Raw genomic sequence first — 23,722 nt, 5'->3', positions numbered from 1 at the left:
GCCGCACCTCGCGGTCACCTCCCCGGTACACTTCGATTTTCTTCACTTTATGCGAATCCCGCCTAGACTGACCCAGGGCATTCCCGGGTAGGCCATTCCAGGAGCATTTTCCAATATGTTATTTTCCGAACTCGGCCTAGCGGCCGAATTAGTCCGTGCTGTCTCAGAACAAGGCTACAGCACGCCAACACCTGTTCAACGTCAAGCGATACCCGCAATTCTCAATGGGCGTGACGTTCTGGCCGGCGCACAAACCGGTACCGGCAAAACCGCGGGTTTCACATTACCTTTGTTGCACCTGCTGCACACCCAAAAATCCAAAAGTAATCGACGTGCGGTAAGAGCACTGATCCTAACGCCTACGCGCGAACTCGCCGCTCAAGTCGGCGAAAGCGTCGAGACTTACGGAAAATATTTACCGTTAAAATCTGCGGTAATCTTCGGAGGCCTCAGCATCAACCCGCAAATCGCGCAATTACGGCGTGGCGCGGATATCCTGATCGCGACTCCGGGCCGTCTGCTCGATCACATCGCACAAAAAACCGTTGACTTATCGCAACTGGAAATACTGGTGCTCGACGAAGCCGACCGCATGCTCGACATGGGCTTTATTCGCGACATCCGTAAAATTCTTGCGTTGCTGCCGCCAAACGGTCACGACGGCCGACAAAACCTACTCTTTTCGGCAACGTTCTCCGATGAAATCCGTCAACTTGCTAACGGGTTGTTGCATAAACCGGAGCAAATCGAAGTCGCGCGTCGTAATACGACCGTAGAAACCGTGGCTCAAACGGTTCATCCGGTCGACCGTAATCGCAAACAAGAACTCTTGTCGCATTTAATCGGCAGCCAGGACTGGCGACAGGTGTTGGTTTTCACGCGCACCAAACACGGCGCCAACAAACTCGCCGAAAAACTCGAACGCGACGGAATCGGCTCGGCCGCGATTCACGGAAATAAGAGTCAAGCCGCAAGGACAAAAGCATTGGCCGACTTTAAAAGCGGAGCGATACGCGCCTTGGTTGCAACCGACATCGCTGCGCGCGGGTTGGATATCGACCAATTACCGCATGTCGTCAATTACGAACTTCCCAATATACCGGAAGATTATGTCCACCGGATCGGCCGTACCGGTCGAGCCGGCAATGCCGGAGAAGCCATATCGCTGGTTTGCGTCGACGAACACAACTTCTTGCGTGACATCGAACGATTGATCAAACGCGACATTAACAAAATCGAAATCGAAGGCTTCCAACCTGACCCCACCATCAAACCCGAACCGGTCTTTAAGCAACGCCAGCAGCGTTCGCCTCGCTCCGGGAATGATGCCCGAAATAACGGTCAACGCAATAACGGCAATCCGAGCGAGCGCCAAGCAGCGAAGCCTGCTCGTAGTAAACCACGCCGCGGTAACGGAGCAAATTCCGGCTCAGGCCGCCCGCAACAAGGACGCTCAGGGCAACGACGTCTCAGTGCTTAACACCATTCGTTAAAAAATGGGGCTACCCACTTAAGCCGGGACGGTTTGAGCCTTGTTCGCTGAGCGGAGTCGAAGCGAACAAGGCGATTGGCTTCGACTCCGCTCAACCCAGCTCGATTAATCCGCTGAACGAAAAGTCAATCTGTGCCGTTTAAAAAGGGAGACCAAAAATGGGAGTGCCGACTCTGACTGCGAACATGTATACTCCGCGTATCATAGAGGCGTTCCCACAATTCACCGAAAATCGGTGCTGACAATTCAGATTCCAACACTCCATCATATTTTTGCCAGGCAAACCCGATTCCGTTGAACTACAAAGTTGCAGAACATTAACGTTAACTGTTAAAAAGGACCTCAAAAGACTCTTTACTACTTAAGAGCCTCTGAAAAACGGGCCCAAAAGGAACAAACAATGGCTGTAACAGATACTCCCGATAACGAAAAAATTCCACTCTACAAACCTAACCAACTCCCCCGCCGAAAAAACCGCTCGGCAAAAAAAGCAAAGGCGCAACGGGTACTCAATAAATATACCTTGATCGCAAGCGGCATCGGCTTTATTCCCGGCCCCCTAGCCGGCCAAATTGCAGTCGGCGGCTTACTGGCAAAACTAATGGACGACCTCTGCAAAATCTACGGCCTGTCATTTTCCGATCATCAAATCAAAATCACCGTCACGGCGATACTTGGCGGCGCCCATTACGACTGGATTAGCCATTACCTAATCAAATACGTCAGAGGCTACACCCCCATTTCCGTATCGACCGGCTCGCTGTTACTTCGCCCTGCCGTTTCCGGCCTGCTCGTCTATTACATCGGCAAGCTCTTTCTGCTGCATCTGGAATCCGGCGCCTGGGTTAGAGTCAAGGAAAAAGGTTTCAATCCATAAATGAAAAGCATAAAGCCAAGTTCAGTGGGGACCTACACTGCAACGCCTCGTTAGGCATATGGTTCAAATTCAGATATTTGAACTGGATGCATTGCAAACCAATTGTGGTTGTATACCGCCTCTCTATCTCTGGGAAGATTTGCGATAGTGGTTAACCCCTGGCTTGGCAGGCCAGTAGTTTGATTGACGACTAAGCACGTTAGTGGCGGCAAGTCCTTTTCGGCGCAGTAATTCATGATGCAACCCAAAATCTGTGCGAAAACGCCCGCGCCTTCAAACTCAAGATGCTCAGCGAGATGGCCATACGTTAATGTTTGGCGATTATTTGCCGCTGCGATGACCTGCATTGCTCTTTCACTACGTGTCATAAATTCTCCTTGAGTTCGATTCAAGTAAGTGTCCAACGCCGCAATCAGCCGACGCGTCAGCGGTCGGCTGCATTGACTTGTTAGCTTTTGATATTTCTGTCTCTTCAACAGATTTCAATTCCTTGCCCTTGGAGTTCTTCCACTCAATTAACCCATTTGCACTCCGTCCCATGATTACGGCGGCTGCCGCCGATGGACTACTAAAAAGGTAATCAGATACTAAAACCAGATCCGCACCTTCTTTGACAATAATTTCATTATCAATTAACTCATCCCTAAGAGCATTGAAGCCCTTTGGGAATGAGGGAACGGTATCAACAGCTACTTTGGTACCAGAAAATACAACAAATCCATCCGATGTCCTTTTTCCGCGACCATCTGCGCCTCTGGCACCTTTTACGAAGAAAAACTCATCTGGCTCCTGGGTATTCGAATCAGCTTTAATCAGAGGCTCAAAGACTTTAAACCCCATTGTGTTAATTAGGATTTTTATATATTCAATAAATTCTTCCATTTCCGCCTGATCTGACTCAGAAATGGAACTTCGCGTCGGAGTATTCCCGTTTTGAATATCGTACCTTCCTGCGGAAGTGGCAATTTCATAGAGGCGGGATTCCAGATACTTGATGTGAGCCTTATTGAGGTTTTCATCTTTGCTTATGAATACAACGGACTCATTCCAAAATTCCTTTTCAGACACATGCTGAACGAGACGAGAATAGGCGTTTTCAGCTTCGCCAATATATGCTTTCGGCTTTGAAGTTGAGGATTCAGCACGACCAAATAAGAGATAAACAGAAGTCCCTTTTAAATCTTGCCTGTCGGAGCAATCTTTAACCTTTCCTCGTGGTATTCGATAAGCTTTGCCGTTCCAATTCGATAGCTCGCAAACCATCCTTCCATCAGGATCTGCATCCATCAGAAATAATTTAATTGTCTTTCCATATTTCGTGGAATACATCCATTCTCTCCGAGAAAGCTATCGCAGAAGTTACCGGCGCTGCGCGGCTTTATCTCGCAGCGTCCGTGTGGACTGCCGGGTTATGCGTCGAGTTTATACGCTTGCTTTGCCCACAGGGATGAAAAAGGCAAGATAAATGAGCAACGCAGTCCATGCACCGCTGCTCAGAGACAATAGGGTCTATATTAATAGTTTTTTTGCAAGGGCAGTCTGGTAACTACTGTTTTACCTTGATAATTTGCAAACAATGCTACTAATCTAGACCCGAAACGTTCGCCCTTGCATTATCTCACTGCTTTCCTCGCAGATATGCCATTCAAAATCGCCCCGGACTAAAACTCGTTTTGTACAAATTCAAAACAACAAGAAACCAATAAATCAATTATTCTGATTATTGTTTATCGATGCCTTCAAAGGCTTTATGAAGCTTTTTGGGATCGCGTCTGCAATCAAGAACTCGAAAAACGATGGCGTTGTCATCGATAATTTTGTAGTAAACAGCCTATGGAAAACGCGTTGCCAACAATCGATGAAACCCTAAATGCACTGAATGAATTCCACCGTATATCGTCAAAGAATCTATTTCGGCAAAAAGACTATCGAAGAAGTCGTCTCCTACACCCGCTTCTTGGCGATCATAAAACTCACTAGCCGCCGCAAGGTCTTCGACAGCGGAACGAAGAATTCGGATTTTCATTTAAATTGGGATCGTAATTCTTTCTTGCTTGTCGCCAATCCAGTATTTCGATTCTATCAGATTGAAACTTTTTTTCGGTTTCTTTGAGTTCGATTTCATGCCAAGACAGCTTTGGAAGACTAGCTTCGTCATTTACCAAATCGCTCCGAAGTTCTTCAATTATACCTTTCGCACTTCAAATTTCGGCAGTGCCTGAGGAGGCGCCAGGGTGTGCGGCAAAGGCTTTGCCAGCATGGAGCTGGCATAGAGCCTACAGGGATGTATTAACGGCGTCCTTTGACGGACACCCTGGTGCCGAATTTTTATCTGCGATGGGTATATCTTCAGTTTCTCAATGGCGGGCAATTTATGAAGTTCGGTTATGCTCATGGTGGAGAAATACCTGCTTGGAAGATTGATATTTTTGAATTTGCCTCAGTACCGGCACCTAGTCGCCAACTTAATTCAATAGACCCGTTTAGTCAATTATTCCGCCTAATCATGACGATCGTGGCCAATCCTTACATTTGTCATTTACCCTTCTCTTTTCCGCCTATTTCATTGCGCGGCTCACTATCGCATAGATCACACCAAGGAAGGATGAGGGGCAGACCTCGGAAAGATCAGGGAAAGCACACATTTAAACCTAAAAAGAAACTACTCGCCTTGGCAGGACGGGGGTTTATAACACCTTCCGAAACCTTTCAAACGCGGCCGAAGCAAGTCAAAACGTTAGGAACGGGTTAAATAACCCGTCCCGCAGGGGATTTGACTTCAAAAAGTCCGTTTACTCGCAAACTCTGCTTGCCTGCTTCGGGAAGCAGAGCTTGGGCAAGAGCCGAAGCTTACCCTCAGCGGGACGGGGTTTGTAACCCCGTCCTGAACGTTTTGACCATTGTCCAGCTTAACCAAGACGTTCGGCGGGTTTAGTTTTTTTCAACCCACCCTTTTATTATTGCAATACGTTTTCCAAATTGCCGATGCTCGGTCTAACGCCATAACGTTGACCAGTCCGGCGCCATTTTTATAATCACAGGGAAGAAAAGGAAAATTATCTGCGCAGGACGGTGTTGCAACTGTTGGGTTTACTTGAGCGTGACGGGATTTATAACCTCGTCATAAATTTTTCGACCATGTCTCAAACTTCTCTAAAACTTTTAGAGCGGATTGAATAACCCGCCCCGCTAAGTACAAGTATGATTGAAACGAACCGGCATATTGGCTAGGTTTAGTTCGATTTGCTAAAATCCCGGCAACTAACGATTAAATTACGGGTGTGTGCCAATATGGACCTTGCCGAACAAGTTTTTCAAACCATCAAACCCATGCCGGAACCCCTCGTGCAGGAAATTTTGGACTTCGCGTTGTTCTTGCGCCAACGCGAAGCTCAAGCTGAATGGCAAAACTTGATGAGCGCTCAGACGCGCTCACTCGCCGATTGGGACAACGAAGAAGACGAGGTGTGGAACGATGTTCCGTCCGTCTGAAATCGTTTTACTGCCCTTTCCGTTTACCGATCTTTCATCGCACAAAAAGCGTCCTGTCTTAATTCTCACCGCTGCCAACACACAGGCCGACTTTTTAGCTGTTCAAATAACGTCACAACCCGGCCATGCCAATGCAATCACATTGCACAACGAGGATTTCGTTCTCGGCTCTTTGCCTAAAACGAGCTATGTACGTCCCGATAAAATAGTGACATTGAATCAATCGTTGATCATTCAACGTATCGGCAAACTTTCGGATACGGCTTCCAAACGAATCCTGCAAGCGGTATGTTCAAACTTGAATTGCGCATCTTTGTACGCCTCGGATGACACGCCCATTTATAAAATTGAATCTCCTCAATCGACATATTCACTAGTGAAAATGTATTGATATTTTGGAGAATCATGAGCGTTTTCTTTTGTTAAACGTAGGAAAAAACCTCTAAGGATTTCACAAAAATAACTTCCGGGAGCTATGAGCTTTGTCGGCCGGATAGGAGTATAACAAGCCGACATCAACCTTGCGGAACAAGTTTGTTTCCGGCGGTCGGCAATGCTGACGCTTGATCCGTGGCCAAATCCTTACAAGCTACAAAATGGGCGTATCTAAGCCGACTGGGAAAATTGAATACTATGACGACCTTTCCCGCTCTAGGTGCATAGGTATCTACACAAGTACTTGCCCCTTTTTCCTTGCGGGAGAAGGCTGGGATGAGGGGAATATAAGTGGTTGTTTTTACTCTCACCACCGCAACCCTCTCCAACAGGCGAGGGTGCTAAGACAGATTGTAACTCATTGTATTTATGATATAAAAACTTGTGTAGATACTTATGCTCTAGGCGGGACGGGATTTGCAATCCCGTCCCGAACTTTTCGACGCTGTTGTGTGGTGCTTTCAAACATCCGAGGACTGTTAAATAACCCGCCCTACATCTATAGCCTATCCAGTTTTATCTCCAAATTTCCCGCTTTTTTTGCTAGCTTCCGCCGAAGAAATTTCACCTTATCGTATCTGTGCGTTTTCCATGTTGCGGTTTTTCCCCGTACACCCTTATGATGACCGTGTTTAAAGTTAACCGGTTGATTCTCATGACTCCGCTCAAAATACCTTACGGCCTTGCCGACTTTCAACGACTCAGGCGCGAAGGCTTTTTCTATCAGGACCGTACCGACCGCATCGGGCAACTCGAGGCGGCCGGGCATCAATTGGTGTTTTTGCGCCCGCGCCGCTTCGGTAAAAGCTTGTTGCTGTCGATGCTGGAAAATTATTACGACGTCAACAAGGCCGATTCATTCGGCGAGCTGTTCGGCGATTTGGCGGTGGGACGTAATCCGACGCCATTGCGGAACCGGTTTTTCATTTTGAAATGGGATTTTTCGCGGATTGCCGCCTATGGCGATCTCGACGCTATCCAGTCGGCGATTCACGGACATCTCAATTTGGCGATCGCCGACTGTGCCGAACGCTATCAGCTCGACGTTAAATTGAACGAGGACGATGCTTTATATTCATTCGGACGACTGCTGCAAGCCGTTAATAAAACGCAACGGCCTCTTTATCTTTTGATCGACGAATACGACAACTTCGCCAATGAAGTCATGATGAGGAACAACAGCCATTACGGCGCTTTACTGCAAGGCGAAGGTTTGTTGAAAACGGTTTTCAAAAACATCAAGTCGGCGGCCGGCGGTTTGGGGCTCGAACGGGTCTTTATCACCGGCGTCTCGCCGGTTGTGATGAGCGATATGACCAGCGGCTATAATGTGGCAATCAATATATATTTCGATCCGGAGTTCAACGATTTGTGCGGCTTTACCGAGCCGGAAGTAGAGGGTTTGGTCGTACAGTGCTTGCCGCAATCAGCTTGCGAAGCAGAATTCGAGGACGCAATGAGTACGCTGCGCACCTTTTATAACGGGTACCGCTTTAGCGAACATGCCGAATCCGGTATCTACAATCCGACACTAACTCTGTATTTTTGCCGGCATTTACAGCGGCAAAGACGCTTTCCGAACAACCTGCTGGACGAAAACCTGGCGATGGACCGCAACAAGCTACAATACCTCGCCGGATTGCCGCACGGCGAGGATATCATCGTCAAGGCCCTGGGCGGAGACGAGCCGTTGGCGGTCGAACAGTTATCCGAGCGCTTCGGCGTCGAGGACATGATCCACGGCGTCAAGGATCAAACCTTCATGCTCTCGCTGTTGTACTATTTCGGGATGCTGACTCTTTCGTCCGATATAAGCGGCCTGGGTAAACAATTATTGACTATCCCCAATTTGGTTGCCCGTAAGCTTTATATCGAACGCTTGCGCGAATGCCTATTACGGCCCGATTTCGATGCGCGTGAAGACATCGATCGTGCCGTCGAGCGTTTCATCTCCGCCGGCGACTTACAGCTCCTCTGCGATTTCATCGAACAGCGCTATTTCACGATACTATCCAACCGCGATTACCGTTGGAGTAACGAACTGACGATCAAGGTCGCATTCATGACCTTGCTCTACAACGACCATCTATACATGATGGTCTCGGAAACCGAGACTCGGCGGCGTTATGCCGACTTGAGCCTGATCGTCCGGCCCGACATGCGCAGGTTTCAGGCCTTGGACCTGGTCTTGGAATTCAAATACGTAAAACTCGCCGAAACGGGACTGACCGCCGAACAAGTTCGCGCATCGACTACTGAACTACTCGCCGGCCTGTCAAAGGTCTCGGACCGCTTGGCCGAAGCCGAATCCCAGGCACGGGAATATATGCACGACCTGCAGCAACGCTATCCTGAAGCACAATTGCACGGTTTCGCCGTAGTAGCGATCGGCTTTGAGCGCTTGCTGTGGCGCAAAGTGGCGGCGACGCAAATCAGCAATAATTAATTGACAGACGACAGTGACACCCTGTTTGTATCTGGTTCCACCGTTTTAGCGTTCGCCGTTATTTATAAACCTATAAAAAGTATTTTGTCCACGAAAATCACGAACATTTTCTATTGGTTATAGCTTCCAAGTTGCTCACCCAATGAGTGATTCAAGGTAAGTATACAGTCCCCCTCTTTGAAAAAGACGACTGCACGGATGCAGGAAGTAGGGCACCAACAGTAGGCGCTTTAGGCGACGCAGGAGCAGTTGCCGAGGGGCTAGGGGAGATTTTTTAAATAAATCCCCCTCAATCCCCCTTTTTCAAAGGGGGAGGCCAACAATACGCCTGGATTGCGGTAATTTGCCAACGGGGCCTGAATACTTACGATTCAAGATATTTATGTAACCGTATGATTACTTTGGTGTTTTCGTTGACTGACTACCGAATTTTAGATAACGGCTTAGCACGTATGCAGCGTAGCGGAATACGTGTATGCGTGGCTTCGACCTTCCCGGATTGCGCTAAGCTCCATCCGGGCTACGCTGCTTCATGGCTGAACTTGCGAAACTACCTGCCTAAACGCGCGGCGTGGCGCTCGCGGTTTTCGATTCGACGCTGTTCGCTCTTGCGCAACAGCACATAGACGGCTGCGACGCCGCCGTGTTGTTTCAATGCGGTATGGCCGGCTTGTACTTGCTCCATTTCCGGCAACCATTGCGCCAAATAGCTTTTCAATGTGGCATCGGTGTTTCGTCCGCGTCCGAAAACGAGCAATACGCTACGGATATTGCAGTCTTGGCATTCGTGCACGAATTGCAGTAATTCGTCCCGGGCTTCGGAAGGCGTTTTGCGGAACAGATTCAAGGTCGCTTCCAGCGGATATTTGCCGAGTCTAAGATTTTTATAGACGCCGTCTTGTATGCCATCGCGCTTGTAGGTAATCCACGCATCGGCAGGCAGCGGCTTTCTGAGCACCAGCGACAGGGGGCCGTTGATGTCTTCTTTCGAAAATTGCGCTTGTTGCCTGCGGTATTGCTGACCGGGCGTTGCCGACTGAGCGGTTTTCACAATGGTTTTGACGGGTGCTTTCAGAGGAACCACATCGGCCATTTCCTGAAAAAAGAGATCGATTTCTTGCTCGGACATCGCAACCTCCTGAACGGTTAGATAAATATCGACTGGGCACAGGCAAAAAAGGGCCTGAAGCCAAAGAGACACTTACTCTGAGTTTTCGTTCTATCTTTTATTTTCGCAGTAAGGCTGTTTTATACTGCCATTCTTGCTCCGGTTCAACCGTCTCGACAAAAACCACGTCGTTTTTTTTCGACGACGCCAGCAATACGCCGTCTCGGTAAAGCAAACGATTGGCCGTCTGCGGACCGACCCTGTCGCCGCTTCCGATAATGCCAGTCAGATTGAGCGGATCGACGGTACTAATCGCTATCAATTCGCCGGCTTTCACTTGTTTGCGGCTATCTCGGAGCATCGAGACCGCTTGCGGCAAAGCGAAGTGCTCGCCGGCCAACCCCTGCACGAAGCGGCCGCCGCGCACTTCGCCGCGCGCTTCTAGACGACGATAGACATAGAGCAAATCGCGCCAAGAAGGAATGCCTTCTTCGTTATCGAGTAATTTGCGGAAGACCACGCCGTAGCGGTTCAATAAAACGCGCGCAATATGCTCGACCGGCTCGTAAGCATCCGCGCCGGCTTGCACCGGCCGCAATAAAGACCACCTGCCGGCTGTCGCCGAGGTATCGTGGGCGGAATAACGTCGGCTGCGGCGCTGCCGAATCGCGCTACTTTGAATCAAGGTTCGAAGGCCTTGAAAGCTGTCTGCGGTAATCAATCCAGCGGCGACCAATTCGCCAAGCGCCTCAAATAATTGCGCATTCAACAAACCGGTTTCATCGCTGATTTCCTGAAAAAAACTGGCGCCCCAATTTTTCAAAACCGCGTGGACTTTTTGCGCGCCGCTCGATAGCTCGATCGCGCCATGATCCGGCAAGGGCGCATAGACGCGCCAAAAGGAAAGATGAGCTCTCGGGAGCAGCGCGATCGATGTGCTTTTACCGGCCGGCCTCGGCGTTTTGGCGGCGCTTTTAAATTTCAGTCGCAGCCAAACGAAACGCCCGGTGCTGCAGCAAATATCCAATTGCGATGCAAAGTAGGGCTTCAAGCGTTTCGTCAGTACATCGCCTTCCCATGCCGCGGCGGGCAAATTGCAGCCTTCCAATTGCAGCAAGACCTTTTCCAAGGCGGCTTCGCCTTCTCGCGGTTCGTCCAGACCGTGCCAATGAAATAAAAAACGCATGAAGTCGGCTTGCGCGACCGGCTGTATCTCATTGCGTAATTGTTTGAGCGTGTAACGGTGAATCCGAGCCAATAGACCTCGCTCACACCATTCGGACTGCGCGGTGTCGTGACTAAACCGGCCTTGTATCGCAAAACCTTGCTGTTCCAATGCGGCAAGCGCCTGTTCGATTTGTGACGTGGACAACTCCAGCGAAGCAGCCAAATTATCCACAGTGACCGGCCCCAAGCCTTCCAGACGACTACGCATGATGTTTTGCAGCGCGATTTCCGCCGATAACTCCGGATCGGCATCCATGGCTTGAATCGGCGGTCGCGCCGCTATCCCTGGAAACATCAACTGAAATTCAGACAAACGTTCGGCCGCAACACGAATTCGACTTCCTTGCGGCAGCACCAACTCTGTCGCACGGCGGGCTTGACATAGTTGTTCAAACAAAGGCTGCTGAGCCGTAGAGCATTCTCCGGCGCCGATAAAACTGAGCACGATCATTGCATCGTGTAATTCGTCGGCGGTGCTTGCTTCGGGCCAGGCTTCAAGCCGGACGCGCTCGATCGCGACCGGATCGAGCCTGCCGATTTCGGCGGCTTCTTCGGGGCTTGCGAACCGGCGCTGCTGAATCGCCAAGGTCCTGCGTTCTTCAGCCGGCGCATCGTCCAAAAACGCATAAGGCCGGGCATTCAGAATTTCCTGCGCCATCGGCGACGGCGCGCTCAAATCCCTCGCTACAATCTTGATCCGCCCGCTTTCTATGCCGTCCAACAGCGCTTCGAGCCCGTCGATGTCCATCAATTCGTGCAGACAATCCCACAAGGCTTGATTGACGAGGGGGTGATCCGGAATTTCGCGGTCTCCGGCGATATTTTCGAAACAGGCCAGTTGATCGGGAAAAATCACCGCGATCAAATCCTCGGCATTGTTACGTTGAAATTGCGCAGGAACTCTTTTGCCGGCCCGATTACGCGGCACCGCGAGTGCGGTATTGGTCACCCAGCGCCAACGGGTCGGAAACATCGGCGCGGCCAACAAGGCCTGAATCAATACGTCTTTTACGGTCGAAGCTTTCAAATAGCCGGCTGGTTCCGCAAGCGGAAAGCTGTGCGTCGGCCCGAGCGATAGGACGATATTGTCTTCGCTCGCGGCGGCCTGTAATTCGAAATTGAATTTGCGGCAGAAGCGTTTGCGAAGAGCTAGTCCCCAAGCCCGGTTGATCCTGGAGCCGTAAGGCGAATGAATCACGAAATGCATGTCTTGCGTTTCGTCGAAGAAGCGTTCGAACACGATCGTTTCGAGAGTCGGTAACACCGTCAAGGCAGCCTTAGCTGCAGCTAAATATTGTGATAACTGCTCGGCGGCGACATGCGGCAAGGCTAAATCGATCAGATAACGATAGGCCGCGCCCTCGCCTTGTTCAAGCAGGCTGTCGATCATTGCGGATAATCTTGAGACCGCTTCGGATAATTCGTTACTGCGGCCCGGCGCTTCGCCGAACCAAAACGGAATATTCGGAGGCTGGCCGTGTGCGTCCTCGACATGGACCTTACCTTGCTCGACCTTGAGCAATCGGTAGGAATTATTGCCGAGTTGAAAAATATCGCCTGGGAGGCTTTCGAACGCAAAGTCTTCGTTGAGCGTTCCGACGAAAAGGCCTTCCGGCTGCAATATAACGTCGTAATCGAACAGATCCGGTATCGCCCCGCCGTTCAGCAACGCGGTCAAACGCGCGCCTTTGCGGGGCCGTAGCATGCCATGTACGGCATCCCTGTGCAGATAGGCGCCCCGCCGACCGCGCCGCGTATGAAATCCGTCGGCGAGCATTTTGACGACGGCTTTGAATTCCGTTTCGGTCAATTCCCGGTACGGCCAGGCCCTGCAAAAAGTCTGATACAGTTCGGCTTCGCGCCATTCGCGGCAAGCGACTTCGGCGACAATTTGTTGGGCCAGCACATCCAAGGGATGCTTAGGGATAAGTATTGTATCGAGTAAATCCTGTCCGACCGCATAAAGTAACGCACTGCATTCGAGCAAATCGTCCCGCGACAACGGAAACAATCGGCCTTTCGGCGTAGCCCCCAAACGGTGACCGGAACGGCCGACCCGTTGCAAAAACGCCGATATCGAATGCGGCGAGCCCAACTGGCAAACCAGGTCGACATCGCCGATATCGATACCGAGTTCAAGCGAGGCGGTTGCGACCAGTGCTTTCAACCGGCCTTGTTTGAGACGTTGTTCGGCATTCAGGCGATGCTCTTTCGCGAGACTGCCGTGATGCGAGGTGACGGTTTCTTCGCCGATCCGTTCGGCTAGCGCGGCTGCTACGCGTTCCGCTTGGCGCCGCGTGTTGACGAAAATCAGCGTGGTGCTGTGTTCGGCGATCAATTGTTCGAGACGGTCGTAGATTTCGGTCCACACTTCGCCGGCCATGACCGCTTCGAGCGGCGAGCCGGTTACTTCGATTTGGAGATCGCGGCGACGAACATGGCCGGTATCGATAATCATACAAGCCTCGGCCCGGTTGCCGATTAAATAACGGGCGATGCCGTCGAGCGGTTTTTGCGTTGCCGATAAACCGATGCGGACCGGTTCTGTTTCGGTCAACTGCGTCAACCTTTCCAGTGACAGCATGAGATGTGCGCCGCGTTTGTTGCCGGCCAAGGCATGTATCTCGTCGACAATGACGCTACGCACCGATTTCAAAATCTCGCGGCCAGATTCCGAAGTCAGCAACAAATATAACGATTCCGGAGTCGTGACCAGGATATGAGGCGGGAAACGTTTCATTGCCGCGCGTTCGGCTTGCGGCGTATCGCCGGTGCGGACCTGGGCACGGATCACGATATCAGGCAAAGCCGCTTCGAGCAGCGCCATGCCGATACCGGTCAACGGTTCTTCCAGATTTTTATGAATGTCGTTCGATAAGGCCTTGAGCGGCGATATATATAAAATTCGCGTTTCATCGGGCAATGGCGCTTCGATACCCTGCTTAACCAATTGATCGATCACGGCCAAAAAAGCGGCCAAGGTTTTACCGGAGCCTGTCGGCGCGGCGATTAATGTAGACGCCCCGCTTTGAATCGCCGGCCAAGCACGAACTTGGGCTTCCGACGGCTGTCCGAAACGCTCGATAAACCAGTCGGCCACGACCGGATGAAAGGCAGACAAAGAGTCGGTCACTGATATCGACTAGGGCTTAGCAAAAATAGACCCGGAATGTAAAGCTGCTCAATTGAATCAGCAATTCCCAACTTGAGAATAAAAAAGTGTGCGGAGTGCGCTTGGTGAGGATGTCGGCGGCATGGAGCCGCCGCCAAGCCCCCATAGATGGGTTTACGGCGCTCCTCGACAGGCATGCCTCGCGCCCTGAACACAGTGAAATTTCTCAAACTGGGAATTGCTGCAATTGAATTGACCGCATCGATAGATATAAACACTTGATATATAGGCCCTTGGAAAGTTTTTACGTTAATCTTATTCCCTTTTTATTCAAAAAATGGCTAATTTTGTGAAAGCATGGGGTGCTGCAAAAGCAGTCCACCTAGTTAAATAACTAGGGCATTTGCCGCATTTTGCGTGAAATGCCACACCCCTTCACCCAATCGATTCTAGTTAATAAATGATCTAGAACAACGCTGTTGTAAACCTTCGCTAAGTCAACTTCCTTTATTTACAATGCCTGTAGATAACTTAACACCATAAAATATTGCACATCGAAAATCGATGATTATACTAAACGCTAGACAAACCAATGTAACTCAGCAAAAGCCTTGCCAAAAACTGCGACATATTGTCGCGCGGCAATATGACACATTCAATTAGTACCTTAGTACTAATACAATGACTCCGGCTCTTGAAATACGCTCCTTAACGCCTCAGCTTATTCAAGAAACTCCTCAATGATGCGATAGCGTTATCACATTCTTTCTACTCGGGGATTACCATGAAACGAAACTACCAAATAGACGAACCGATACCATTAAAACACCGACAACTTGTCCAACAAACCGCATTTCATGAAGCCGGTCATGCAGCGGCAATTTACTTGTGCAACCGACAAAAGAATCTACCGCCTGTTTACTTCCAAATAACATTCGGCGGATTGTGCGCCTCGACACCCGAAGCCGACCGTCTAAAAAAGCAACCATATTCCAATTGGGTTGCTACCGTCGAGGGCGGAAATCTGATACACAGCCTGCCCCTGTCGGTAATCGAAAGTAGCGGCTATTTTTCCGATCACGAAAGCCACGCCTATCAGCTAGCTTATGAAGCCGACATCATAAATCTGTTGGCCGGCCCACTGGCTGAAGCAAAATATGTCGCGGAACGTGATAATGAAATATTCAATCCTCGCCTAGTCAATGTCGAAGCTCTGAGATATTATGGCGGCACTTCCGATCTCGAAAAAGTTGACGAATATTTGGAAGCTTTAATAGCAACTCAAGATAAACGTAGCAAAAAATTAAACGAGCTTTTTTTGGCCGCATTCCGTTTTGTCGAAGACCCTAGCCATTGGCATGCCATCAACCGACTAGCCCATCATATCCTCGAAAACGACAATGAAGTCATCGGCTGCGAAGAGATAATCGATGTAATAGACAGCGCCTTATTGCCGTCCTTAACCTATGACAGGTTAAGTGCTAATTTCCGTTGTTAATTGAACCGGCCTAACGGTTATCGCTTATGAAACTCGACTCCATTGCTTGCCGAGGCCGCGAAAAAAAAGCTAACGCGGCCTTGGCTTTAATCTCTCCGCCTTCCAATACTCTCCAAACAACGAAAATAGTCAATGAACTGTTGAAATCGATTCAATATCACCCTCTGCTCGAAACACCTTTTAGTAACTAAAGATTTACTATCTCGCACCGTTGTATTTGACTGTAACTTAAGCCTTTGATACCACGTTTATACATCGATTGCCCGAGCGAACAGGCCAACCCCGAAGCTAATACCCGAGCATAAAAGGGCAAGGTTTCGCTATAAGTGGGCAAGGCCTCCTCGATGCAGTCAACTACTTGCAATTGTCGATCGAAATCTTCACGTTGCCTTGCTATTTCGACCATCAACACCGAATTACCGAGACACCGCTCCGACAACTCCAGCGACCAAGTTAGGTCATCCTGTAATTCGCATTGCCCAACATATAGGCCTGATTGCGCCTCCGGCCATTGCTCCGGCGCGATCAATGACAAGCGGTAGCCGTCAGGCTTACGATAAAGCCAATAACATTGACCGAGCACCGGTTTGAATTTGATGGCGCTACTCAACACGAATAACGAGGTAAATAGCTCATCGGCAATCCGGTTTAAAGGCTTGGCCGGGACATTGAGGCCTCTGGTAACGGTATATAAAGCATCAAGCACAGGACGCAATCCTTTGCCTTGCGGATTAGGCGATTGACCATGCGAGCTCATTGTTAAAAACAACCCTTATGAATAACCTTCGTCGACACGCTGCGCAAGATGCTTCAGGGCACCTGAAATAACGATCGGATAATTTTCTTCGCGCGTCAATAATTTCAAGTTGCCGGGCAGCGTATGCAGTTGATCTTGCGTTTCGATGCGAATATGCTCAAGCGACCGCTGCATTCCTGCAATCTGACGACCGTCTTTCATCACTGGCTGCAATAACGGCTTACCGTCGCAAATTTCATCCTCTACAGCGATTGTATCGCCGATCATGATTCCGTCAAGATCGAAGCGGCGATACACTTGTTTTCGTCCCGGCCAAGTCGCCTTGCCTTCAGAGCGCTTGCGTCTCGGCATGCCGGCATATTCCTGCAATTTATACGCACAATCCAGGTAAGGGGCATCCGCCGAGGTATCCAGATACGTGCCGATGCCGTATCCGTCGATCGGTGCTTGCCGCGAACGAAAGGCTTCGAGTTGATATTCGTCGATGCCGCCGCTCGCAAAAATCGTGACATTTCGCAAACCGCCTTCATCGAGTATTTTTCTGACGTTATGCGCATGCTCGGCAAGATCGCCGCTATCTAAGCGCACGCCTTTGATCCTTATGCCGGCCGCTTGTAATTTGGATGCGAGAGCCACGACTTTTTTAGCGCCGGCCTCGGTATCGTAGGTGTCGATCAATAATACGACATTATCGGGGTTTGCTTCGGCAAAGCGTAGAAAGGCATCGCTTTCATCGTCGTGTGCCTGCACGAACGAATGCGCCATCGTACCGTAAAGGGGTATGCCGAACTGCCGACCGGCGCAAACCGTTGCCGTCCCGCTAAAACCGGCCAAATAACTCGCTCTTGCCGCCAAAACGCCGGCCTCGGCGCCATGCGCACGCCGAAAACCGAAATCGACTAATAGCTTATCTCCAGCCATCAAAACCGAACGCGCGGCCTTCGACGCAATCAGCGTTTGAAAATGCAACAAGTTGATTACTCGGCTCTCTACCAATTGTGCTTCAGGAAATGGCGCTATAACTCTCAGAATCGGTTCATTCGGAAAAAACACGGTGCCTTCCAGCATCGCGTCGACACTCCCGGTAAATGTCATCTCGGCCAGGTAATCCAGAAAATCCGTCTTAAAATATCCGGTAGTGCTAAGCCAATCGATTTCGGCTTGGCTAAACCGCAGATTTTCGAGAAAATCGAGGACTTGCTCCAACCCCGCCGCAACCAGAAAATTTCGACTTTCCGGTAACTTACGCACAAAAAACTCGAATACTGCAGTCTCTGTCATCGCATGCCGATAATAGCCTTGCAGCATCGTCAATTGATAAAGGTCGGTTAATAAAGCATCGCGAGCAATCATGCTAATTCGTCCAATGTAATAAGACGAGCGCCTTCGTCCGCCATCATTCGTTCGGCCTCTACACCGTCTTGTGGATGAACATTCGCGGCCGCTAGCGCATCTTGTAACAAAAGCACCCTATAGCCGAGTTTAAGTGCATCGCGAACCGTCCGCAAGACGCAATAATCGGTCGCGATGCCACACACAAACAAACGCTGTATCGATGCTTTATTAAGTCGGCGCTCGAGCTCCGGATTTTCAAAGGCCGAATAGCCTTCCGCCTCGATCGTATCGCCTTTGGACACGATAGGGACAGTCTCCGGGAGTACTAAACCAGGAGCAAACTCTGCGCCTTTCGAATCGGCAACGCAATGAACCGGCCAAGGACCGCCTTGATCGGCGAATGAAGGATGCTGAAGAGGATGCCAGTCGCGTGTCGCAAAAATCGGCAAGTGACTGCTCATGAATCGCTCGATATAAGCATTGACGACCGGAACGATTTTATCGCAGCCGGCAACCGCCAATGCTCCGCCCGGCAAAAAATCGTTCTGAATGTCGACCACTAGCAACGCATCGCCTTGCATGAGTCGTATTGGAAAAAAATCGACTGGACTCATCGCTCACGGACTCGACTGATGATGAGCCGATTCCATATGTTTACCGGTAAAGGGTACAAAACTGACCCCCAATACCGGGCGCGAATCGAGGTTGCCTTGCGAGTCTTTCTCTATAACCAGCAATTCCTGATAGCAAAAGGGAAGACCGACGGGAATCACCAAGCGCGAGCCATTCCGTAATTGATCGATCAAAGGCTGAGGAATATGCGGCGCGGCTGCGGTAACGACGATGCCGTCATAGGGGGCGTGTTCCGGCCACCCGAGATATCCGTCGCCGTTACGGACTTCTATATTGTGATAATCGTAGTCTACAAGCCTTTCCCTCGCTTTATCGGCCAGGGTTTCGACGATTTCAACCGTATAGACCTGTTTGACCAGCCGGGATAAAATCGCCGCTTGATAGCCGGAGCCCGTACCGATTTCCAATATCGTGTCATCCGGCTTGGGAGCCAATAAATCGGTCATCAGCGCGACAATATACGGCTGCGATATCGTCTGCCCCAAACCGATCGGTACCGGACCGTTGGCATAGGCGTAATGCCGAGACTCCTCGGGCACGAACAAATGCCTCGGGACTTCGCGCATCGCACCGATAACCCGCTCATCCAAGGCATTCTTACCGATATAATGCCGCGTCAAGCGAACTTCGGCTTCAATATCATCGAGCATCTGCTGAATGTTTTCTTTCAAAACACGCGCTCCAATTATTTCGCCCTAATTTTGAGTAGTAAAAAAGTGTTTTGCACGTTCCTTATTCCTAGAAAAATCATTTCATCATGAAGAATAAGAATTCAATTCAATAGCTTATTAGACTATGCACAACATTTTTGCTCCACTAATAAGGTTATTCAAAATTTTAGAGTAAGCCGATGAAAGACTACATGAGCTTCATGGTCAAACTGCCGAATCTAGGTTAATCCTAGAAAAAGCATTTCACCATGAAGATCATGAAGAATAGGAAGTTAATTCAATAACTTATTACGCGTATGAATCGAGCTTTCGCTCACCAAAAAGGTTAGCGAGAAGATTTAGGTAATTTCTTGAAATCCTTCATGAACTTCATGTGCTTCATGGTTTAACTGCCGAATTTAGGTTAATGTATATGCACTTCTCGAGACTTTACTTTATCACTTCTTCGCAAAACATAACGATCCGACTTTTTGTCCAACCTTGTGCCATCATCATCTAATTGAATTAACGTTCCATCATTTTCTATAAAATACCGCCGTATGCTTCCCGCACCTTTACGTGGCGTTAATTCAACGGTTTGACTATCCTCATTCCAGCTATATTTCCCTTTTTCATAATACTCCCTTGAGGACTCCCTAGCCGGCTGAGTTACCATCAAATAATTATTTTTTTGTTTTAGAGACAACGTGACCTTGATGCCATTGCAATCATTGCACGGCAGATAGCCGTAAAATACTCCGCGAAAGATTTGACTTTCATCGACTTGGCTTTCGTGGAGCGCATGATCGTTATCCTTTTGCAAATGTTTTACCCGGGCTTTTGCAAGGTTTTCTCGAGCTTCAAAGTCTGTCGCCGCGACTACCGGCATCGCGGTAATAAGGCATCCGATTAGCAGAACGAAGCGACGGGGTTTTAATTGTTTTTTTACTGTTCGCATGGCAAATTTCCAAAAAAAGAGTTGTGCTTAGAAAAACAAGGATCAATTGGGACAATCGGTTTTAATTTTAAGCCGGGTACTTGGGATTTCGTAAAAAATAACTTCCTTGTGCTATTAGCTTTGTGGCCGATGCGTTCGGAATGAATCAGGCGACAAATCACATGAGAATCGGCGGTAGCATTGCAACGGGCTTGAGTGCGTCAAATAAACATGCCGTCAACTTAGAACAAACTATGAGGCGGCGCAAGAGGGCCAGGGGATTATACACATCGTAGATGAAAATTCGGCCTCGGGGTACCGAAATTTGCATTGCGAAAGGTATATATTAGCCATTTGCGAAAAAGTCGCTTTTTATAGTTAGATAATATCAGCTAGTTTAAAACTAATATTTTTTGCGAATGTAGTTACCGGATCCATACTACGCTTACGGTATAATATTTCGAAAATTTTCACTTGGTCTATTTCGGCATTACCGTCGCCTCTTTGCGCCCATGAACACAGTCTTAACCGGTATTCTGGTTTATATATCGGCACAGCTTTTGATCGGTGTTTTCGTTTCGAAAAAAATCAAAACGGAAGACGATTATTTATTGGCCGGACGCAGTCTCGGCTTGGGTCTCGCGACCTTGAGCGTGTTCGCTACTTGGTTCGGCGCCGAAACCTGCATCGGCGCGGCTGGAGCTGTTTACGAGGAAGGCCTGTCCGGCGCGACACTCGATCCTTTCGGTTATTCGCTCTGCTTGATTTTGATGGGCCTGGTCTTTTCGATTCCATTGTGGCGCCGGCAATTGACCACGTTGGCCGATTTGTTCAGGCAACGCTATTCGCCACGGGTTGAAAAGCTTGCGGTATTGATGATGGTGCCCGGCACGGTCATGTGGGCCGCCGCTCAAATTCGGGCATTCGGACAGGTATTATCGGCTACGTCCGGCTTCGAAGTCGAGCTAACGGTCGCCTGCGCGGCGCTGGTCGTGATTGTCTATACGATGTATGGCGGTTTGATGGCCGATGTCATCACCGATGCGGTGCAAGGTGTCGCTCTGATCATAGGCCTTTCGATTTTATTGGCGATTGCGTTGACCGCCGGAGGAGGCTGGCAGCCTTCGATTGCTTCAATCGAAACGGAGCGGTTGGCTTTATTCAAAACCGCCGAGAACGAAAACTGGTTGGATATTCTGGAACGATGGATGATTCCAATCGGCGGATCGGTGATCGCACAAGAACTGATATCTCGGGTACTGGCCTGCCGTTCGCCGCAAATCGCGCGTCAAGCTTGTTTGGCCGGCGGTCTGCTGTATCTTTCGGTCGGCTTGATTCCGGTCTTGATCGGTTTACTCGGTTATCGCTTGTTACCGGGCCTGGAACACCCCGAACAAATCTTGCCGCAATTGGCGCAACATTATTTACCAGCGTTTTTATATATTGTTTTTGCCGGTGCGCTGATTTCGGCGATCTTATCGACCGTCGACAGCGCACTTATGGCTGCCTCGGCGCTTCTGTCGCATAATCTAATCGTGCCGTTGCTGGGTACGATCGACGAAAACCGCAAAGTTCGTATTGCAAGACTAACCGTATTATTCGGCGGCATGGCCGCTTACTGGCTTGCCTTGCAAACCGACCGCGTTCACAGCCTGGTCGAGCAAGCCTCGGCATTCGGCAGCGCTGGAATCGTGACCGTAGTCGTATTCGGCTTATTCACGCGCTTCGGCGGAGCTTACAGCGCTGCCGGGTCGCTTTTAGCCGGAACCGTCCTGTGGAATGCCGGAAACTATGCATTCGATATGCAAACACCCTATCTAATCGCACTCTGCGGCGCAATTGCGGTTTATTCGGCGATTGCGATTTTAGAACCGAAACTTCATAAAATTACCCATTTATGATTTCGATATCGTCTCGATTCGGAAATCATAGACCAAACCCAAATTGATAAACGCGACTCAACATTCATGAATCAAGTAAGACCCGACAAAAAAAATGACGTACTCTGCGTCTGCAGCGGCACAACCGACCGGCAAATTCGCCGACTCATCGATGAGGGCATTACGGACCCTGAAAAACTGTCAAGAATTACTGGCGCTTGCTCGGGTTGCGGTTCTTGTGAACCAACGCTTATGGCTTTGTTAAACATCGCTAGCTTGAAAGAACCGCTCGTTTGAGATCCTCTTTTCAGAGGCATTGGCTGGACCGAGTTTGTAACCGAGTCCTAAACATTTCGAGCGCGGCCAAAGCAAACCGAAAACTTAACCCAGCCTTAACAAGTGTAGTGCCATAAAATTAATTATTGCATATTATTCAATAACCTATTGACGCGCAATGTTAAGGCTGGGTTAAGGTATAGCAAAATTTTGGGGACGAGTTAAATAAGGCTATGATCGCGTTAATAGTTGAAATGAATACGACCCCCATCTCGAAACTTGAAGGCTGTAGGGTACGCTGCGCGCACCATAGCGGCACCACCTGAGTTTAAGGTATCCTCATGTGCTGCCTTGTGTCGACGTTAGGTACGCGCGGCGTACCCTACAATCCACTTTGGATTTATAAGTGTTTCCGGTAGTGGTGGGTATTTTCAACTGCTAACGCGAACATAGCCTTAAATAACCCACCCTGCCAAGCCAACTAATTTTTTTACTCCCTTTTGATTGAAAAACCGTCTAAGAAAAAAGGTATGGGATGTGTCTATCGAGGAACGCCGTAAACCCATCCATGGGGGCTTGGCGGCAGCTCCCTGCTGCCGACATCCTCGCTAGCCACACCCCATACCTTCATAAAGTTAACCATTTTTTGAGTATAAAGGGAGTAGGTTTATCCGCCTAAGGCACCAAAGCCGAACGAAGCAGATTCGATGTCGCTTGCCCGCTGGTGCTGCTGACGTAGTCGACAACCACGGGAATAAACTGATTAACCATTCCCGGCGATAAATTCAGTTGCCTAAACGACGAATAAAGCGACTGCATGGTACCGATAGTTCCACCGGCGCCTCCCAGCATTGCAGCACCGCCAGTCTGCGGTGCTGCAGCCAGCATTTCCGACATACCCGGAACGGATTGCGACAAGCCTGCGAATGCTTGTTGCGTCATATTCGTTTTGGCGGCTTGAAATATCGCTCCGGCTCCGCCCAGTGCTTGCTGCTGAGTAACGCCCAATTGACCGACTAGTGCATTAGTCAAAGCAGTTTGTGTTGCGGGCACACTACTTGCTGCCGCTGTTCCGGCCTCGATCGTTTTCCTTCCCGTTTGTGTTGCCTGACCAATCGTCGCCAGACCGTTGTCGACCTTACCAATGACACTCTGCCCACTCTCCGGAGTACCTGCGCAACCGGCGGTCAAAATTGAAATGAATAAAGGCAAAATATATTTGTAATCTTTTTTAATCATAGTGTCCTCTCAAAGATAGCGTCGAGACGTTCGAGATAGTCTACCAATGTCTCAACAAATGCTCGGTCTCTTTCATAGCGACCGGATTGCAAATCTTACAATACTCCCTTTTAATTGAAAAACCGTCTAAGAATAAAAAGGCTTGGGATGTGTCTATCGAGGACCGCCGTGAACCCAGCACCTAAATTCCATAGCCTTTTAGCTATGGTAACAATCTTGCCTAATTTAGGTACTGGGTGAATACATCCCTGTAAGCTCTGACTGCAACATTCTGTTGCAGATAGCCTTATAAATCAACACCTGACACCTTCTCATGCATGACTTATGC

20 protein-coding genes are annotated in these 23,722 nt (G+C 49.4%); 9 read left to right on the top strand and 11 right to left on the bottom strand.

Annotated features, from left to right (window positions below; all coding sequences use genetic code 11):
* Positions 1-115 precede the first annotated feature (115 nt).
* Both WJM45_RS01950 and WJM45_RS01945 read left to right on the top strand, forming a co-directional pair.
* Positions 116-1,480: a DEAD/DEAH box helicase gene (locus tag WJM45_RS01950; RefSeq protein WP_341327323.1), complete on the top strand. Its 1,365-nt coding sequence runs from the start codon at positions 116-118 to the stop codon at positions 1,478-1,480.
* Between the two features lie 412 nt (positions 1,481-1,892).
* On the top strand, positions 1,893-2,369 hold the full coding sequence (locus tag WJM45_RS01945; protein WP_341327322.1) for a hypothetical protein: 477 nt from the start codon (positions 1,893-1,895) through the stop codon (positions 2,367-2,369).
* Positions 2,370-2,419: 50 nt separating this feature from the next.
* Here the strand turns inward: WJM45_RS01945 and WJM45_RS01940 are convergent, their stop codons facing one another.
* From WJM45_RS01940 to WJM45_RS01930, 3 genes are all read right to left on the bottom strand, one after another.
* Positions 2,420-2,737 carry a hypothetical protein gene (locus WJM45_RS01940; protein ID WP_341327321.1) on the bottom strand — a complete coding sequence of 106 codons (318 nt, stop codon included), beginning with the start codon at positions 2,735-2,737 and terminating at the stop codon, positions 2,420-2,422.
* Positions 2,727-3,656, bottom strand: a complete 930-nt coding sequence (locus WJM45_RS01935; RefSeq protein WP_341327320.1) for a GIY-YIG nuclease family protein — start codon at positions 3,654-3,656, stop codon at positions 2,727-2,729. Before WJM45_RS01935 ends, WJM45_RS01940 begins: the two co-directional genes overlap by 11 nt.
* Positions 3,657-4,200: 544 nt before the next feature.
* Entirely contained in the window at positions 4,201-4,395 is a 195-nt protein-coding gene (locus WJM45_RS01930) for a hypothetical protein (protein ID WP_341327319.1), read from the bottom strand.
* A 1,265-nt stretch (positions 4,396-5,660) separates the two neighbouring features.
* On the opposite strand from WJM45_RS01930, the gene WJM45_RS01925 reads away from it, so the two are divergent.
* The 3 genes from WJM45_RS01925 to WJM45_RS01915 all read left to right on the top strand — a co-directional run bounded on the left by WJM45_RS01925 (position 5,661) and on the right by WJM45_RS01915 (position 8,742).
* Positions 5,661-5,861 (top strand): DUF2281 domain-containing protein, encoded by a 201-nt coding sequence (locus WJM45_RS01925; protein WP_341327318.1) that lies wholly within the window; start codon positions 5,661-5,663, stop codon positions 5,859-5,861.
* Entirely contained in the window at positions 5,845-6,252 is a 408-nt protein-coding gene (locus WJM45_RS01920; RefSeq protein ID WP_341327317.1) for a type II toxin-antitoxin system PemK/MazF family toxin, read from the top strand. Before WJM45_RS01925 ends, WJM45_RS01920 begins: the two co-directional genes overlap by 17 nt.
* A gap of 699 nt (positions 6,253-6,951) precedes the next feature.
* Positions 6,952-8,742 (top strand): AAA family ATPase, encoded by a 1,791-nt coding sequence (locus WJM45_RS01915; RefSeq protein ID WP_341327316.1) that lies wholly within the window; start codon positions 6,952-6,954, stop codon positions 8,740-8,742.
* 550 nt (positions 8,743-9,292) lie between these two features.
* On the opposite strand, the gene smrA is transcribed toward WJM45_RS01915, so the two are convergent.
* Positions 9,293-9,871, bottom strand: coding sequence for a DNA endonuclease SmrA (smrA, locus tag WJM45_RS01910; RefSeq protein ID WP_341327315.1), 579 nt, complete (start codon positions 9,869-9,871; stop codon positions 9,293-9,295).
* Positions 9,872-9,968: 97 nt separating this feature from the next.
* Positions 9,969-14,210 carry a DEAD/DEAH box helicase gene (locus WJM45_RS01905; RefSeq protein ID WP_341327314.1) on the bottom strand — a complete coding sequence of 1,414 codons (4,242 nt, stop codon included), beginning with the start codon at positions 14,208-14,210 and terminating at the stop codon, positions 9,969-9,971.
* A gap of 763 nt (positions 14,211-14,973) precedes the next feature.
* Here WJM45_RS01905 and WJM45_RS01900 point away from each other — a divergent pair.
* Positions 14,974-15,687 carry a hypothetical protein gene (locus WJM45_RS01900; protein ID WP_341327313.1) on the top strand — a complete coding sequence of 238 codons (714 nt, stop codon included), beginning with the start codon at positions 14,974-14,976 and terminating at the stop codon, positions 15,685-15,687.
* 26 nt (positions 15,688-15,713) lie between these two features.
* Complete coding sequence (locus tag WJM45_RS01895; RefSeq protein WP_341327312.1) at positions 15,714-15,878, top strand: hypothetical protein; 165 nt, start codon at positions 15,714-15,716, stop codon at positions 15,876-15,878.
* Here WJM45_RS01895 and WJM45_RS01890 read toward each other — a convergent pair.
* From WJM45_RS01890 to WJM45_RS01870, 5 genes are all read right to left on the bottom strand, one after another.
* Positions 15,875-16,444, bottom strand: a complete 570-nt coding sequence (locus WJM45_RS01890) for a DUF2452 domain-containing protein (RefSeq protein WP_341327311.1) — start codon at positions 16,442-16,444, stop codon at positions 15,875-15,877. The two genes, WJM45_RS01895 and WJM45_RS01890, sit on opposite strands and share 4 nt — an antisense overlap.
* A 15-nt stretch (positions 16,445-16,459) precedes the next feature.
* Positions 16,460-17,797, bottom strand: a complete 1,338-nt coding sequence (locus tag WJM45_RS01885) for a nicotinate phosphoribosyltransferase (RefSeq protein WP_341327310.1) — start codon at positions 17,795-17,797, stop codon at positions 16,460-16,462.
* The gene (locus tag WJM45_RS01880) at positions 17,794-18,393 is read right to left on the bottom strand and encodes an isochorismatase family protein (protein ID WP_341327309.1); all 600 of its coding nucleotides are present in this window, start codon (positions 18,391-18,393) and stop codon (positions 17,794-17,796) included. Before WJM45_RS01880 ends, WJM45_RS01885 begins: the two co-directional genes overlap by 4 nt.
* A gap of 3 nt (positions 18,394-18,396) precedes the next feature.
* Positions 18,397-19,083, bottom strand: coding sequence for a protein-L-isoaspartate(D-aspartate) O-methyltransferase (locus tag WJM45_RS01875; RefSeq protein WP_341327308.1), 687 nt, complete (start codon positions 19,081-19,083; stop codon positions 18,397-18,399).
* 403 nt (positions 19,084-19,486) lie between these two features.
* Positions 19,487-20,020 (bottom strand): copper resistance protein NlpE, encoded by a 534-nt coding sequence (locus tag WJM45_RS01870; RefSeq protein ID WP_341327307.1) that lies wholly within the window; start codon positions 20,018-20,020, stop codon positions 19,487-19,489.
* Positions 20,021-20,511: 491 nt separating this feature from the next.
* Between WJM45_RS01870 and WJM45_RS01865 the strand changes: the two genes are divergently transcribed.
* Both WJM45_RS01865 and WJM45_RS01860 read left to right on the top strand, forming a co-directional pair.
* Entirely contained in the window at positions 20,512-21,900 is a 1,389-nt protein-coding gene (locus WJM45_RS01865) for a sodium:solute symporter family protein (RefSeq protein ID WP_341327306.1), read from the top strand.
* Between the two features lie 66 nt (positions 21,901-21,966).
* Complete coding sequence (locus WJM45_RS01860; protein ID WP_341327305.1) at positions 21,967-22,176, top strand: (2Fe-2S)-binding protein; 210 nt, start codon at positions 21,967-21,969, stop codon at positions 22,174-22,176.
* Between the two features lie 654 nt (positions 22,177-22,830).
* On the opposite strand, the gene WJM45_RS01855 is transcribed toward WJM45_RS01860, so the two are convergent.
* Positions 22,831-23,394, bottom strand: a complete 564-nt coding sequence (locus tag WJM45_RS01855; RefSeq protein ID WP_341327304.1) for a DUF2780 domain-containing protein — start codon at positions 23,392-23,394, stop codon at positions 22,831-22,833.
* Positions 23,395-23,722: the final 328 nt, after the last annotated feature.

The sequence above is a fragment of the Methylotuvimicrobium sp. KM2 genome (assembly GCF_038051925.1).
Classification (GTDB): Bacteria; Pseudomonadota; Gammaproteobacteria; order Methylococcales; family Methylomonadaceae; genus Methylotuvimicrobium.
The sequence above is the reverse complement of the archived record's forward strand: the minus strand, read 5'-3'. Positions and strand labels throughout refer to the sequence as shown.